The organism is Pigmentiphaga sp. CHJ604, assembly GCF_036972535.1.
GTDB lineage: Bacteria > Pseudomonadota > Gammaproteobacteria > Burkholderiales > Burkholderiaceae_B > Pigmentiphaga > Pigmentiphaga daeguensis.
Genome location: NZ_CP136998.1, coordinates 5,302,050 through 5,318,122 on the forward strand (window position 1 = coordinate 5,302,050; position 16,073 = coordinate 5,318,122).

Sequence of the window (16,073 nt, forward strand, 5' to 3'; positions counted from 1 at the left end):
CTTTCATCTCAGTAACGCAGTTTGTAGCCGGTGGACAACAGGCGCAGCGCGAACCCGGCCACCACCAGGAACGTGCCCGCGACCACCGCCAGGCTGTGCCAGGGGGTGACGTCGGAGACCCCGAAAAACCCGTAGCGGAAGCCGTCTATGGTGTAGAAGATCGGATTCCAGTGCGACACCGCCTGCCAGAACGGCGGCAGCGAGTGCACGGAATAGAATACCCCGGACAGGAAGGTTGCCGGCATGATCAGGAAATTCTGGAAGGCCGCCATCTGGTCGAACTTCTCGGCCCAGATCCCGGCCACCAGCCCCAGCACCCCCATGATGCCGCTGCCCAGCACCGCGAACACCAGCATCCAAAGCGGTTCGGCGAAATGCGGCGCGGCGAAGAACAGCGACACCGCGTAGATTCCCAGCCCGACGAACAGGGCGCGCACGATGGCGGCCAGCACGTAGGCCCAGAACACTTCCCAGTGCGTCAGCGGCGGCAGCAGCATGAAGACCAGGTTGCCCGTGACGCGGCTTTGCATCAGCGACGACGAGGAGTTGGCGAACGCGTTCTGCAGCATGCTCATCATCATGAGCCCCGGGATCAGGAAGGCGGTGTACGGCACGGTGCCATACACCGTGACGCGGCCTTCCAGCACGTGGGCGAAAATCAGCAGGTACAGCACCGCCGTCATCACCGGCGCGCCCACGGTCTGGAATCCTACCTTCCAGAAGCGCAGCATTTCCTTGTAGAACAACGTCAGGAAGCCGGAGCCCGCGTTCAGGTTGGGCTGCAGGCCGACGAAGCCCGCCGGCTTGCCGGCCTCGGAACCCGTGGTGGAAACGCCGCTCTCGGGCGGCCGTGCGACGACGCTCATGCCGCCTTCTCCAGCGACGCCGAGGCGGAGTCCCCGTGCATGATGTTCAGGAAAGCATCCTCGAGATCGGCGGGCAGCACTTCGATGCCGTCGATGATCCCGCCGGCCGTGCGGACCTGCGCCAGCAGGGACTCCAGTTCCGTGCTGTTGTCCAGGCGCAGCACCGCGCGGTTGCCCTGGCGCTGCACCAGCTTCTCGTCCAGGGTGCGGCTCTTGCCCGCGGGCCACCCCGATGCGCCCATGTGCAGCACCAGGCGCGAACCGCCGACCTTGGCCAGCAGCGCCCGCGTGGTATCCAATGCCACGATGCGGCCGGCCTTGAGCATGGCGATGCGGCCGCACAGTTCCTCGGCCTCTTCCAGGTAATGGGTGGTGAGCAGGATGGTGTGGCCCATGCGGTTCAGGCGCGAGATGAACTGCCACAGCGTACGCCGCAGGTCCACGTCCACGCCGGCGGTGGGTTCGTCCAGCACGATCACGGGCGGCCGGTGCACCAGCGCCTGCGCCACCAGCACCCGCCGCTTCATGCCGCCCGACAGCGCGCGCATGTTGTCGTCGGCCTTGGAGGTCAGGCCCAGGTTTTCCAGGATCTCGTCGATCCAGTCGTCATTGTTGCGCAGCCCGAAATAGCCCGACTGGATGCGCAGCGTCTCGCGGACCGTGAAGAACGGGTCGAACACCAGCTCCTGCGGCACCACGCCCAGTGCCCGGCGGGAGGCGCGGAACTGGGACACGACGTCGTAGCCGCAGATGGATACCTGGCCCGTGGTCGCGCGCGACAAGCCCGCCAGGATCGCGATCAGCGAGGTCTTGCCCGCGCCGTTCGGCCCCAGCAGCCCGAAGAACTCGCCCTGGGCGATGTCCAGGCTGACATCGTTCAGCGCCTGGAACCCATCCACCGCCTGGCCAGCGCCCACGCGCCGCCACAGGCTGGTCTGCCTGGGGTACACCTTGGAAACATGCTCGATGCGAACGGCGGATGACATGGCTTGATCAGAAAACACTACCGCGCCGGGGGGCCTCGCAGCCCCCTAAAAAGCGCAAATCCCGGCAAACGCCGGGCAATTCCCCATTATAGAGGATGGTCGGAAACAGCAAGAGCTGACTACCCGGCCTACCCCAGGGCACCGCGGATCCGGCTTTGCCGGTCCGCCAGTGCCGCCCCTGGGGGCACGCGTCAGCGCGTAGGGGGTCATTTGAATGCAGCGTTCCGCTCCGCCAGCGACTTGATCAGGCCATCGACGCCGTTCTGGCCGATCTGCTGCGAGAACTGGTTGCGATAGTTCTCGATCAGCCATACGCCCAGCACGTTGACGTCGTAGATCTTCCAGCCCTGGCCCGCCTTCTCCATGCGGTAGTCCACGGGGATGGGATCGCCGGCCGGCTGCTTGATCACGGTCTTGACCACCACGTCGGTGGCGTCGGCCGGGTAGTGCGAGGGCCGCAGTTCCACCGCGGTCTGCTGCTTCACGGACGAGACCGCGCCGCTATAGGTGCGCACCAGGGTAGTGCGGAATTCCTTGACCAGCGCCTTCTGCTGCTCGGGCGTCGCCTGGCGCCAGTAGCGGCCGGCGGCCAGCCGGGTCGTCTTTTCGAAGTCGACGTACGGCAGGATCTTCTGGTCCACCAGTTGCAGCAGGCGCTGCGGATTGCCGGACTGCACCGACGGATCGGCCTTGATGGCGGCCAGCACTTCGCCCGTGACCTGCTGGATCAGCGCCTCGGGCGTACCGGCGCCCTGCGCCCGGGCCGCCTGCATGGCGCCCATGGCCAGGATGACGCCGGCGGCCAGCGCCAGCAGCCAGTTCAGGATCCGGGGCGCGGCCGCCGCGGGCATCGTCATGTTTTTTGAAATCATGGAAATCCTTACTTTTGCAGTGCACCCGACGCCGGAGCGGGCGCCGCGGCATCGTCATCGTCGTCGTAGTTGGGCAGAGAATAGTCCGGCAACGCCCCCTCCGCGCCGCTGGCGCCGCGGATCAGGCTGGCGCGCCGCTGCAGGTAGGCATCGCGGGTGAAGGTGTAGGGATCCAGGGCGACCTGGTCGAGCAGGTTGCCCACTTCGAGCAGGTTGGCGCGCGCGTTCACGACACGCAGGCCGTAGACGCTGTTGCGCACGGGCACGTTGTCGATATTGCCGACGGCCACCGGATCGGCCAGGAAATCGACCGCCGTGCCGCCCGCGTCGCGGATGGTGCTGGGCCCCAGCAGCGGCAGCACCAGGTACGGGCCGGCGCCGACGCCCCAGACGCCCAGGGTCTGCCCGAAATCGGCCTTGTTGCGGGGCAGGCCGTTCTGCGTGGCGAGGTCGAAGCAGCCGAACACGCCCATCGTGGTGTTCAGCAGGACGCGGAAGGTGGTGTTGATGCCGTCCGGCGCACGGTTCTGCAGGAAGCTGTTGATGGCCGACATCACGTCGCCCACGTTGGCGAACATGTTGCGCACGCAGCTTCGCACCGGCGACGGCACCACGTTCACGTAGCCCTGCGCCACCGGCTTGAGCACGGCGCGATCGACCGTGTCGTTGAACTTGTACATGCTGCGGTTGAATCCCTCCAGGGGATCCCGCGGGTCGGCCGGCCGCCCTTCCGGGGCGGTGGCACAGCCCGCCAGCCCTGCCGCCAGCATCAATGCCAGGATTTTCTTATTCATCTTCATACACTCGTCGTCATTTCGCGGCGGGCTCTGCCGAGCCCGCGGAACCGCCTTCCGCCGGCTTGCCGGCACCACCCTCGGCAGCCTTGCTGTAGAGGAACTGGCTGATCAGGTTCTCCAGCACGACCGCGCTCTGGGTATAGCGGATCTTGTCGCCGGGGGCGAAATTCTTGTCGTCGCCGCCCGGTTCGATGCCGATGTACTGCTCGCCCAGCAGCCCCGAGGTCAGGATCTTGGCGGACGAATCGGTGGGAAACTGGTAGCGCGCGTCCAGGTCCAGCGTGACCACGCCCTGGAACATCTTGTCGTCGAACGCGATGCTGGACACCCGCCCCACGACCACGCCGGCGCTCTTGACCGCCGCGCGCGGCTTGAGCCCACCGATGTTGTCGAAATTGGCCGTCACCGCATAGGTCTTGCCCACCGACAGCACGCTCAGCAGGTTGCCTGCCTTCAAGGCCAGGAAGACCAGGGCGAGTGCGCCCACCAGCACGAATATTCCCACCCAGAGATCGACTTTTTCTCGCGACATCTCGTATTCCTCCGGTACCCCGCCCACGCGGCGGGTCCCTAAGCCAATTGCTTGCAACGGCCGCCCGACGGGCGCCGCGCCTTGTTTAGTTGCCGAACATCCAGGCCGTCAGCAGGAAGTCCAGGCCCAGCACCGCCAGCGACCCGGCCACGACGGTACGCGTGGTCGCGCGCGACACGCCCTCGGGCGTGGCCTTGGCGTAATAGCCCTGGTAGAGCGCGATCAGCGTGACCGCCACCCCGAAGACGATGCTCTTGAGCACGCCGTTGCCCACGTCCTTCCAGACATCGACGCCATTCTGCATTTGCGACCAGAAGGCGCCGTCATCCACGCCGATGAGCAGCACGCCCACGCCCCAGCCGCCCAGGATACCGACCGCGGAAAACACCGCCGCCAGCAGCGGCATGGCGATGATGCCGCCCCAGAAGCGCGGCGCCAGCACCCGGCGCACGGGATCCACGGCCATGACCTCCATGGCCGACAGTTGCTCGCCCGCCTTCATCAGGCCGATTTCGGCGGTCAGCGAGGTGCCGGCTCGGCCGGCGAACAGCAGCGCGGTCACGACCGGGCCCAGCTCACGCACCAGGCTGAGCGCGACCAGCAGGCCCAGCGCCTGCTCGGAACCGTAGCGGTTCAGGGTGTAGTACCCCTGCAGCCCCAGCACGAAGCCGACGAACAGGCCGGATACGGCGATGATCACCAGCGAATAGTTGCCGATGAAGTGGATCTGCTGCACCACCAGCCGCGGACGGCGCAGCGCGGTGCCGCTCTTGAACAGCAGCTCGATGAAAAACCGGGCAAAGGTGCCCAGGCCGACCAGCGATGCGCGCGTGCCGGCGCCCACCGAGATCAGGAAACGGGTCAGGGCCATCAGCGCACCCTCCGCTGGCGCTCGAGCCAGGCCTGGTAGGCAGGCGTTTCGGGATACTGGAAAGCCACCGGGCCGTCGGGCTCGCCGTGGAGGAACTGGTGCACGAACGGATCCTGCGACGCGGACAGTTCGGCCGGCGTACCGCCGGCGACGACGGTCCCGCGCCCCAGCAGGTAGACCTGGTCCGTGATGTGGAAGGACTCCTGCACGTCGTGCGTGATCAGCACCGACGCGCAGCCCAGCCGGTCGGTCATGGTCCGGATCAACTGGGCGGTCACGCCCATGGAGATGGGGTCCAGGCCGGCGAACGGTTCGTCATACAGGATCAGCTCGGGTTCCAGCACCACGGCTCGCGCCAGCGCGACCCGGCGCGCCATGCCGCCCGAGATTTCCGAGGTCCGCAGGAAGGCGGCCGCCTTCAGGCCCACGGCGTCCAGCTTGGACAACACCCGTTCCAGGATTTGCTGTTCGGTCATGGAGGTGTGCTCGCGCAACGGGAACGCCACGTTCTCATAGACGTCCAGGTCCGTGAACAGCGCCCCCTGCTGGAACAGCACGCCCATGCGCTTGCGCAGATCGAACAGGCGGTCGCCCGACAACTGCCCGATATCCTCGCCCAGCACAAGCGCCCTGCCCGCCTGGGGCGGCAACTGGCCCGTGGCCGCGCGCAGCAGCGTGGTCTTGCCCGACCCGGAGCCGCCCATGATGGCCACCACCTGCCCGCGACGGACCTGCATGTCGACGTCCCGTAGGATGACACGGTCGCCATAGCCCACCGACAGGCCGTCGAAGGCTAGCGCCACATCGGTGGGGGAATGCGTAGATCGTGCCGAATCAGGCATGTAGAGGCAAGAAGAGTTGAAAAGATGGGCGTTGCTTGCAAAAAACCGGTGGGTTCGAGGGGAATCCAGCGGGGGATTCTAACAGCAGCACGCCTGGGCACCGTGCTAACCCTTAGGCAGCAGCGGGTTTTGTCCCCCGGCGCATACGCCGCGATTTGCCGGCGGCGCATGCTCGTCCTGTCCATGGCGCGCCGAAGCCCGGCATGGCCCATGGAAGAGTGCAGATTATGAACCACGGCGCCCCGCGCCGGTTTACGTTTTTACAACAAACGCCCGGCTCGCCGGTGTATCCACATGAAAAACGCCCCGAGGTCCGGCCGGACGACTCGGGGCATGATGCCACCGCGCTTTTAAGCGCGGATTAATGTCAGCGAGGCAGCTCGGTCGCCCCCATCAGGAAGGTATCGACCGAGGCCGCGCACTGGCGGCCTTCGCGGATGGCCCAGACCACCAGCGACTGGCCGCGCCGCATGTCGCCGGCCGCGAAGACCTTGTCGACGTTGGTGCGGTAGTCGTCGGTATTGGCCCGCGCGTTGCCCCGGGCATCGCGCTCGACACCGAAGGCTTCCAGCACCTGCTGCACGGGCGACACGAACCCCATGGCGAACAGCACCAGGTCGGCGGGCAACTCGAACTCGGAGCCCTCGACCTCGACCATCTTCATCTGACCGTTGTCGCCGCGCACCCACTCGACGCGGCAGGCCACGAGCGAGGTCACCTTGCCGTTCTTGCCCTTGAAGGCCTTGGTCGACACCGCCCAGTCGCGGTCCACGCCCTCTTCGTGGGACGAGGAGGTGCGCAGCTTCAGCGGCCAGTACGGCCAGGTCAGTTCCTTGTTCTCGGATACCGGGGGCTGCGGCATGACCTCGAACTGGGTGACGGACGCCGCGCCATGGCGGTTGCTGGTGCCCACGCAGTCCGAGCCCGTGTCGCCGCCGCCGATCACGATGACGTGCTTGCCGGTGGCCATGATCTGGTCCTTGAGCTTGTCGCCCGCCACCACCTTGTTCTGCTGCCGCAGGAAATCCATCGCGAAATGCACGCCCTGCAGTTCGCGGCCCGGCACCGGCAGGTCGCGCGGGGTTTCCGCCCCGCCCGACACGACGATGGCGTCGAACTCGGCTTGCAGTTCCTGCGGCGTCTTCACGGTGGCGGAGATGCCCAGCGCCTTGGCGTCCTCGGGCCGCCCCACGAACGTCGAGGGACGGAACACGACGCCTTCCTGCTCCATCTGCGCCATGCGGCGGTCGATCTGCCACTTTTCCAGCTTGAAGTCGGGGATGCCGTAGCGCAGCAGCCCGCCGATGCGGTCGCTTTTCTCGAACACGGTCACGTCGTGGCCGGCGCGCGCCAGTTGCTGCGCGCAGGCCAGCCCCGCGGGGCCGGAGCCGACCACCGCGACTTTCTTGCCCGTCTTGGCCTTGGGCGAGGCCGGCACCACCCAGCCGTGCTCCCAGCCGTGGTCGATGATGGCGTGCTCGATCGACTTGATGCCGACGGCATCGCTGTTGATATTGAGGGTACACGCCGCCTCGCAGGGCGCCGGACAGATGCGCCCGGTGAACTCGGGAAAATTGTTGGTGGAATGCAGCACCGCCAGCGCCTGCTTCCAGTTCTGCCTGTACACCAGGTCATTCCAGTCGGGAATGATGTTGTTGACCGGACAGCCGTTCGTGCAGAACGGAATGCCGCAGTCCATGCACCGGGCACCCTGCTGCTTGGCCTGCTCGGTGTTCAGATGGAGGACGAATTCCTTCCAGTGCTTGACGCGCTGCTCAGGCGCTTCCGCGGCTTCCTGCAGACGCTGGTATTCCAGAAATCCGGTGACCTTACCCATGGCTCTTTCCTGACTATCCTGTTTGGAGCCGGCGCGTGCGCCGCGCCGGCTCCGATTCTTCATTACGGTTCACGCCGCCTCCCGGCGGCAGGGCGTGCCTAGGCGGCCAGCTTCTGCGGATTCCGGGCATCCCACATTTCGCCCAGCGCGCGCCGGTACTCCGTCGGCATGACCTTGACGAACCGGGTGCGGGCGGTCTCCCAGGCATCCATGATGTCGCGGGCGCGGAAGCTGCCGGTGTAGCGGAAATGGTTCTCGACCAGGCGGCGCAGGATGGCCTCGTCGGTATCCCGCTCGCCGCCCCGCACCATGCTGTGCCACAGGCGCTGCGAACCTTCCTTCTCCTGGACCGCCGCGGGAACGACTTCCTCGAGCTCGACCATGGCCATGTTGGCGCGCAGACGGAAGGCGCCGTCCGGGTCGTAGACGTAGGCCACGCCGCCCGACATGCCCGCGGCGAAGTTGCGGCCGGTCTCGCCCAGCACCACCACGGTGCCGCCGGTCATGTATTCGCAGCCGTGGTCGCCCACGCCTTCCACCACCGCCGCGGCGCCCGAGTTGCGCACCGCGAAGCGCTCGCCCGCCACGCCGTTGAAGTAGGCCTCGCCCGACAGCGCGCCGTACAGCACGGTATTGCCGACGATGATGTGCTCGGGCCCATGGCCGCGGAAATCATTGGGCGAGCGCACGATGATGCGGCCGCCGGACAGTCCCTTGCCGACGTAGTCGTTGCCGTCGCCCACCAGGTCCAGCGTCACGCCATGGGCCAGGAAGGCACCGAAGCTCTGGCCGGCGGTGCCGTTGCACTGGATGTGGATGGTGTCGTCGGGCAGGCCCTCGTAGCCGTACTTGCGCGCCACCATGCCGGATAGCATGGCGCCGATGGTGCGGTTCACGTTGCGCACCGTCGTGATGAACGAGACCTTCTCGCCACGCTCGATGGCGGGACGCGCACGCTCGATCAACTGGTGGTCCAGCGCCTTGGCCAGGCCGTGGTCCTGTTCATCCACGTGCAGGCGGGCCACGTCGGCCGCCACGCGCGGCTGGTGGAACACGCGGCTGAAGTCCAGGCCGCGCGCCTTCCAGTGTTCGATGCCGGCACGCATGTCGAGCAGGTCGGAACGGCCGATCAGGTCGTCGAACTTGCGTATGCCCAGCTGGGCCATGATTTCGCGCACTTCCTCGGCGATGAAGAAGAAGAAGTTGACGACGTGCTCGGGCTTGCCCTGGAACTTGGCGCGCAGGACGGGATCCTGCGTGGCCACGCCCACCGGGCAGGTATTCAGGTGGCACTTGCGCATCATGATGCAGCCTTCGACCACCAGCGGCGCGGTGGCGAACCCGAATTCGTCGGCGCCCAGCAACGCGCCGATCACGACGTCGCGGCCGGTCTTCATCTGGCCGTCGGCCTGCACGCGGATACGGCCGCGCAGGTGGTTCAGCACCAGGGTCTGCTGCGTCTCGGCCAGGCCCAGTTCCCACGGCGTGCCGGCATGCTTGATCGACGACACGGGCGAAGCGCCGGTGCCGCCGTCGTGGCCGGCGATCACCACGTGGTCGGACTTGGCCTTGGCCACGCCCGCGGCCACCGTGCCGACACCGACCTCGGACACCAGCTTGACCGAGATGGATGCCTGGGGATTGGCGTTCTTCAGGTCATGGATGAGCTGGGCCAGGTCCTCGATGGAATAGATGTCGTGGTGCGGCGGAGGCGAGATCAGGCCCACGCCCGGCACCGAGAAGCGCAGCTTGGCGATGTATTCCGACACCTTGTGGCCGGGCAGCTGGCCGCCCTCGCCGGGCTTGGCGCCCTGCGCCATCTTGATCTGGATCTGGTCGGCGCTGGCCAGGTACTCGGCCGATACGCCGAAGCGTCCCGAGGCCACCTGCTTGATGCGCGAACGCAGCGAATCGCCGGCCTTCAGCGGCACGTCGGCCACCACGCGGTCGGCGCCCAGCACCGACGCCAGGGTGTCGCCGTCCTTGATGCCGGCCTTGCCGTGCTGCAGTTCGGCGCGATAGCGCAGTTCGTCCTCGCCGCCCTCGCCCGTATTGGACTTGCCGCCGATGCGGTTCATCGCGATCGCCAGCACCGAGTGGGCCTCGGTCGAGATCGACCCCAGCGACATCGCGCCGGTCGCGAAGCGCTTGACGATCTCCTTGGCCGGCTCGACCTCGGCCAGCGGAATGGCGTGGGCAGGGTCGAACTTGAACTCGAACAGGCCGCGCAGCGTCATGTGGCGCTTGCTCTGGTCGTTGATGATCTGCGCGTATTCCTTGTAGGTGCGGTAGTTGTCCGCACGGGTGGAATGTTGCAGCTTGGCGATGGCGTCCGGCGTCCACATGTGCTCTTCGCCGCGGATCCGGAAGGCGTATTCGCCACCCTCGTCCAGCGCGCCGTCCAGCAGCGGGTCATTGCCGAAGGCCGCCTTGTGCATGCGCAGGGATTCCTCGGCCACCTCGAAGATGCCGATGCCCTCGATGTTGCTGGCGGTGCCCGGGAAATACTGCTCGACCAGCGGACGGTTCAGGCCCACGGCCTCGAAGATCTGGGCGCCGGTGTACGACATGTAGGTCGAGATGCCCATCTTGGACATGACCTTCTGCAGGCCCTTGCCGATGGCCTTGACGTAGTTGTAGATGGCCTTGTCCACGGGCACCTTGGCGTCGTGCTCGTGCTCGTGGGCCAGCGCCTCCATCGCCAGGTAGGGGTGCACCGCCTCGGCGCCGTAGCCGCCCAGCAGCGCGAAATGATGCACCTCGCGCGCCGAGCCGGTTTCCACCACCAGGCCGGTGCTGGTGCGCAGGCCGGCGCGGATGAGATGCTGGTGCACGGCCGAGGTGGCCAGCAGCGCGGGAATGGGCACGCGGTTCGCGTCGACCAGCCGGTCGGACACGATCAGGATGTTGTAGCCGCTCTTGACGGCATCCACCGCCTGGGCGCACAGCGCCGCGACCCGGGCCTGGATGCCTTCCTTGCCCCAGGCGGCCGGATAGGTGATGTCCAGCTCGAAGCTCTTGAACTTGCCGTTCGTGACGCGCTCGATGTGGCGGATCTGCGCCATGTCGGCGAAGTCCAGCACCGGCTGCGCCACTTCCAGGCGCAGCGGCGGGTTCACGTTGTTGATGTCGAGCACGTTGGGCTTGGGCCCGATGAACGACACCAGCGACATCACCATGTTTTCGCGGATGGGGTCGATGGGCGGGTTGGTGACCTGCGCGAACAGCTGGCGGAAGTAGTTGTAGAGGCTCTTGTTCTTGTTGGACAGCACGGCCAGCGGCGCGTCGTTGCCCATCGAGCCCGTGGTTTCCTCGCCCAGCGCGGCCATGGGGCGCAGGATGAACTTGTAGTCCTCCTGCGTCCAGCCGAATGCCTGCTGCCGGTCGAGCATGGGCACGGACGAGCGGCCTTCCTCGACCTCTTCGCGGACGGGTTCGGGCAGCGTGTCCAGCTTGATGCGGATGCGCTCGATCCACTGGCGGTACGGCTTGCTGTTGGCGAGCTGGTCCTTCAGTTCCTTGTCGTCGATGATGCGGCCGAGCTCCAGGTCGATCAGGAACATCTTGCCCGGCTGCAGGCGCCACTTCTTGACGATCTTGCTTTGCGGGACCGGCAGCACGCCCGACTCCGAAGCCATGATGACCAGGTCGTCGTCGGTGACGATGTAGCGCGCCGGGCGCAGGCCGTTGCGGTCCAGCGTGGCGCCGATCTGGCGGCCGTCGGTGAAGGCGATGGCGGCCGGGCCGTCCCAGGGTTCCATCATCGCGGCATGGTATTCATAGAAGGCACGGCGCGCCTCGTCCATCTCGGCATGCTGTTCCCAGGCCTCGGGAATCATCATCATCATGGCGTGCGAGATGGAATAGCCGGACATGACCAGCAGTTCGAGGCAGTTGTCGAACGTGGCGGTGTCGGACTGGCCTTCGTAGACGATGGGATAGAGCTTCTTCAGGTCCTCGCCCAGCACCGGCGACTGCATCACGCCTTCGCGGGCGCGCAGCCAGTTGAAGTTGCCCTTGACCGTGTTGATCTCGCCGTTGTGGGCGATCAGGCGATAGGGGTGGGCCAGCGGCCAGGCGGGGAAGGTGTTGGTGGAGAAACGCTGGTGCACCAGGGCCAGCGCCGTGACGGCGCGCGCGTCGGCCAGGTCGCGGTAGTAGCGGCCCACCTGGTCGGCCAGCAGCAGGCCCTTGTAGACCACGGTGCGGCTGGAGATGGACGGCACGAAGTATTCCTTGCCGTGCTTCAGGTGCATCTTCTGGATGGCGTGCGAGGCCATCTTGCGGATGACATACAGCTTGCGCTCGAGCGCGTCGGGCACCATGACGTCGCCGCCCCGGCCGATGAAGAGCTGCCGGATGACCGGTTCCATGCTCTTCACGTTGGGCGACATCGGCATGTCCTTGTCGATGGGCACGTCGCGCCAGCCCAGCACCACCTGGCCCTCGGCGCGCACGGCGCGCTCGAGCTCGGCCTCACAGGCCAGCCGCGACCCTATTTCCTGGGGCAGGAACACCATCGCCACCCCGTATTCCCCGGGAGCGGGCAGGACCACGCCCTGGGCGGCCATTTCCTCGCGGTACAGCGCATCGGGGATCTGGATCAGGATGCCGGCGCCATCGCCCATGAGGGGATCGGCGCCCACCGCGCCGCGGTGGTCGATGTTCTCGAGGATCTTCAGGCCCTGCTGGATGATGGAATGGCTTTTCTGGCCCTTGATGTGGGCCACGAAACCCACGCCACAGGCGTCGTGTTCGTTGGACGGGTCGTACAGGCCCTGGGCGTCCGGCTGGCGCGGCGCGGGCAGGCCGATGCGCGAAGCGTCGATGACGGCCGTCCGGGACGACGGGGCCGAGAGGTGATCCTGGCTGGATAGGGGCATGGTGCGCTCCGCTGGAGGACTCGCGTGCCGGGCACGAATCCGGGTACTGGACATCGGGAATTCCGGACCCGGCGCGCACAGGAGCAGCGCCAGGGGGAAAACGACGATACTGCGGCGCACCAGGGGCCGCAAGAAAAATAAAAAGGGGAACGTCCCCAATTATTATCCAGGCTACAAATCGAGGAAATTAAATTGGGGTCGCACCATTACCGTGCGTTTTCATCCTCTGCTCGCGGCTGCTTCCGGGGCCTCCCCCGCTTGCTGGCCGCGGCGCGCCGGCTGCTGGTGCCCTCGAGCGACTGCACGAAGGCCGGCCCACCCAAGGCCCATTGGCCGTATAGCGCCTGTTCGATGCGCTGCGCCGCCGAGGGCGCCACGCCCTCGGCCATTCTGGCGCGGTAGTTGGCCTGCCGGTCGAACGGCGTATTGCCGCAGGCCCAATAGTCGGCATGGTCGTGCAGCAGCCCCGCCGCCGCGGCCCCCACGTGCGCCGGGGCCGAGGACCAGCGCCACAGTTCCGCATCGCCGGCCAGCCCCTGGCGCAGCGGGACCGTCTCGAGCCAGATCAGGCAGGGCAGCACCCAGGCGCCCGGCTCGACCAGCGTGGAGCGGAACCGGCCGGCAAAGACCCTGCCTATATGTAATCGGGCGGCCAGGCGGCGTCCCAGGGACTGGATCACGGCCGAAATCCCGCCTGGGCCCGAGGGCGTGGCCAGCAGCAACAGTTGATCGAAAGTAAGCGCCCACCCGTGAACGGCCACGCCGTGCTGCCGGGCGTCGGCCTCCAGCCAGGCGGCCACCTGGTCCAGCATGGCGCCGCCGTCGCCCCCCGCCGACAGGGGAACCGTGAAACGGGCCTGGGCGAGATGGGGAAGATCCGGAGCGTACAGGCGGGGAAGGCGGGCCATGTTTATTGGGGACGCATCAATATAGAAGGTCGGAAAATGCAGGTTTCCGCGAACGATACGCCGATTTCATGGTCTATGCAGTATGAAACCCTGATCGCCCGCCCAAGCCCGGTCCCCATCGGCTCCCCTCCGGCGCCGTCCCGACCGGGTCCGCTCGCCGTGCTGCATTGCACAGCGATCGAATCGCTTTATCGCACCCATCAAAAACACCCATTAGCACTCTTTGTTCGAGAGTGCTAACCTTCAGACATGGAGGTAAGCCGTTTATGAAACGTTCGTCGAATCAGTCCAACGTCCTCGCACCCGCCACAAGCGGTCCGGGCGCGCTGGCCCTGGCCATCGCCAACCCGGGCGCCCTTGGCACGATCGAAGCCTATATCGGCGCCGTCAACCGCCTGCCGGTGCTGACGGCCGAGCAGGAACACGACCTGGCCCTGCGCTACCAGGAAAAGCAGGACCTCAACGCCGCCCGCGAACTGGTGCTGTCGCACCTGCGCCTGGTGGTGGCCATCGCCCGCCAATACCTGGGCTACGGATTGCCGCACGCCGACCTGATCCAGGAAGGCAACGTCGGCCTGATGAAGGCCGTCAAGCGCTTCGACCCCAACCGCGGCGTACGGCTGGTCTCCTTCGCCATCCATTGGGTCAAGGCCGAGATCCACGAGTACATCCTGAAGAACTGGCGCCTGGTCAAGGTGGCGACCACCAAGGCCCAGCGCAAGCTGTTCTTCAACCTGCGCAGCCTGAAACCGGACTCGCATGCGCTCACGCCGGAGCAGGTCGAGGAAATCGCCGCCAGCCTGAACGTGCGGCCGCAGGACGTGACCGAGATGGAAGTGCGCCTGTACGGGCAGGACATGGCCCTGGAAGGCCGTGGCACCGATGACGGCGAAAACGATTTCGCCCCCATCGCCTACCTGTCGGACGAGGGCCAGCACGAGCCCAGCGCCATCCTCGAAGAACGCCGCCGCGACGAACTGCACGGCAGCGGACTGTTGCAAGCCCTGGATAGCCTGGACGAGCGGTCGCGCCGCATCATCGAGGCGCGCTGGCTGAAGGACGAAGGCGGCGCCACCCTGCAGGAACTCGCGGACGAATTCGGTGTGTCCGCCGAGCGCATCCGGCAGATCGAGGCCCGCGCCATGACCAAGATGCGCGGAGCGCTGGCCGAATACGCCTGAGCTCGCAAGCATCCCCGCGCCGCTGGGCGCGGATCCAAGGCGGATGCCGGAACGCGACCGGCTCCGCCTTTTTCATCGCCGGGCCGCCCCAAGATGAAAAATGCCCCCTTGGGGGGCAGCGCCGCCGCGACGCGGCAAGCGTGGGGGCCATTTTTCATCGCCGGGCCGCCCCAAGATGAAAAGCGCCCCCTTGGGGGGCAGCGCCGCCGCGGTGGGGCCACTTGCCATGCCGGTGCCGGCACCGGTCACATCACGTTACAGAAATGGCGGAAATTTACGTGGAAACACGGGTGGCGGGTGAACTTCCCCGCCTGGGCGTGGACTAACCATCAGGTGGGACACGCTTTGGGTGCAACGCCCTCGTGTCGGAATGTCGGGCTTCCCCCCGCTCGACGTTTCTTCCGGCGCAGTCTGCCGGTACCAGCCGATACATCCGCCTCTGCTTTTCTCCTCCCTCCCCCCCACTTGAGGCGGATATTCCACGGGACACCTTCGGTGTCCCGTTTTTTTATGCTCCCCCCTACGCGCTGACGCGCGCCCCCCAGGGGGCGATGCGGGTGGACCGGCAAAGCCGGATCCACCGCATCCTGGGTCTAGTACCCGTTTCTTGGGTTGCGGCACCGGTGCTATCGCTGGCTGCCAGCGGTAGCAACCGTGCTTCAGTCCACGATGCTTTCCCTAGACCCAGGAAACCGCGGATCTGGCTCCGCCAGTCCGCCGGTTTCGCCCCCTGGGCCCGGCGCCGAGCCGCCCCAAGGCGGGCCCAGGCCCCCTCGGGGGGCTGCCGCGTAGCGGCTGGGGGCTCACCATCCAGGGCGCGCGTCAGCGCGTAGGGGGGGTTACAACAATTGGCGAATGTCGCTGGCCAGGGCGTCGACGCCGGCATTGTGGCGGGCGAAGAGGCGCAGGTGGCCGTCGGGGTCGTAGATGTAGACGCCGGCGGTGTGGTCCATGGTGTAGGAACCGGGCTCCTTGCCGGGGACCTTGGCGTAGAACACCTTGAAGGACTTGGCCACGCGGGCGGTGGCATCGGCGTCGCCGCGCAGCCCGAGGAAGCTGGGGTCGAACTGGGTCACGTACGCACGCAGGATCTCGGGCGTGTCACGCTCGGGATCCACCGTCACGAAGGCGACCTGGACCTTGTCGCCGTCCTTGCCCAGGCTGCTCTTGACCTGCACGAACTCGGCCAGCGTGGTCGGACACACGTCGGGACACTGCACGAAGCCGAAGAACACCACCAGGACCTTGCCCTTGAAGTCCTGCAGCGTGCGCGGCTGTCCGTTGAAATCCGTCAGGGACAGATCCGTTCCCAGATCCGATCCGCTCACGTCGGTGCTGTTGAACGAAGGCTTCTTCTGGCAAGCCGCCAACATCGCCGCCGCCACGGCGGCAGCGCCGGCGCGCAGGACGAAACGGCGGGAAACAGCAAACTCGGCCATGACTAACCCTCAATGACGACAAACGGAGGGAGAATCCGCCCGGACACGGGCGGACGTCC

12 protein-coding genes are annotated in these 16,073 nt (G+C 66.6%); 1 reads left to right on the forward strand and 11 read right to left on the reverse strand.

Going from position 1 to position 16,073, the window contains the following annotated elements; all coding sequences use genetic code 11:
- Positions 1–8: 8 nt before the first annotated feature.
- The 10 genes from R4823_RS25480 to R4823_RS25525 all read right to left on the reverse strand — a co-directional run bounded on the left by R4823_RS25480 (position 9) and on the right by R4823_RS25525 (position 13,394).
- Positions 9–866 (reverse strand): ABC transporter permease, encoded by an 858-nt coding sequence (locus tag R4823_RS25480; RefSeq protein ID WP_087838616.1) that lies wholly within the window; start codon positions 864–866, stop codon positions 9–11.
- On the reverse strand, positions 863–1,852 hold the full coding sequence (locus tag R4823_RS25485) for an ABC transporter ATP-binding protein (RefSeq protein WP_132980590.1): 990 nt from the start codon (positions 1,850–1,852) through the stop codon (positions 863–865). Before R4823_RS25485 ends, R4823_RS25480 begins: the two co-directional genes overlap by 4 nt.
- A 206-nt stretch (positions 1,853–2,058) precedes the next feature.
- Positions 2,059–2,709 carry an ABC transporter substrate-binding protein gene (locus tag R4823_RS25490; RefSeq protein WP_254914584.1) on the reverse strand — a complete coding sequence of 217 codons (651 nt, stop codon included), beginning with the start codon at positions 2,707–2,709 and terminating at the stop codon, positions 2,059–2,061.
- Positions 2,710–2,732: 23 nt separating this feature from the next.
- Entirely contained in the window at positions 2,733–3,518 is a 786-nt protein-coding gene (locus R4823_RS25495) for a VacJ family lipoprotein (RefSeq protein ID WP_338616560.1), read from the reverse strand.
- A gap of 16 nt (positions 3,519–3,534) precedes the next feature.
- A complete protein-coding gene (mlaD, locus tag R4823_RS25500) occupies positions 3,535–4,053 on the reverse strand; it encodes an outer membrane lipid asymmetry maintenance protein MlaD (protein ID WP_132980588.1) in 519 nt (172 codons plus the stop codon).
- Between the two features lie 85 nt (positions 4,054–4,138).
- Positions 4,139–4,924 (reverse strand): lipid asymmetry maintenance ABC transporter permease subunit MlaE, encoded by a 786-nt coding sequence (gene mlaE / locus R4823_RS25505; RefSeq protein ID WP_087838619.1) that lies wholly within the window; start codon positions 4,922–4,924, stop codon positions 4,139–4,141.
- Positions 4,924–5,766, reverse strand: coding sequence for an ABC transporter ATP-binding protein (locus tag R4823_RS25510; protein WP_132980587.1), 843 nt, complete (start codon positions 5,764–5,766; stop codon positions 4,924–4,926). Before R4823_RS25510 ends, mlaE begins: the two co-directional genes overlap by 1 nt.
- 367 nt (positions 5,767–6,133) lie before the next feature.
- Positions 6,134–7,603 (reverse strand): glutamate synthase subunit beta, encoded by a 1,470-nt coding sequence (locus R4823_RS25515; RefSeq protein WP_087838621.1) that lies wholly within the window; start codon positions 7,601–7,603, stop codon positions 6,134–6,136.
- Between the two features lie 98 nt (positions 7,604–7,701).
- On the reverse strand, positions 7,702–12,486 hold the full coding sequence (locus tag R4823_RS25520; RefSeq protein WP_132980586.1) for a glutamate synthase-related protein: 4,785 nt from the start codon (positions 12,484–12,486) through the stop codon (positions 7,702–7,704).
- A 206-nt stretch (positions 12,487–12,692) separates the two neighbouring features.
- On the reverse strand, positions 12,693–13,394 hold the full coding sequence (locus tag R4823_RS25525; RefSeq protein ID WP_132980585.1) for a hypothetical protein: 702 nt from the start codon (positions 13,392–13,394) through the stop codon (positions 12,693–12,695).
- 266 nt (positions 13,395–13,660) lie between these two features.
- On the opposite strand from R4823_RS25525, the gene rpoH reads away from it, so the two are divergent.
- Complete coding sequence (gene rpoH, locus R4823_RS25530) at positions 13,661–14,575, forward strand: RNA polymerase sigma factor RpoH (RefSeq protein WP_087838624.1); 915 nt, start codon at positions 13,661–13,663, stop codon at positions 14,573–14,575.
- 839 nt (positions 14,576–15,414) lie between these two features.
- Here the strand turns inward: rpoH and R4823_RS25535 are convergent.
- Entirely contained in the window at positions 15,415–16,014 is a 600-nt protein-coding gene (locus R4823_RS25535; RefSeq protein WP_087838625.1) for an SCO family protein, read from the reverse strand.
- Positions 16,015–16,073: the final 59 nt, after the last annotated feature.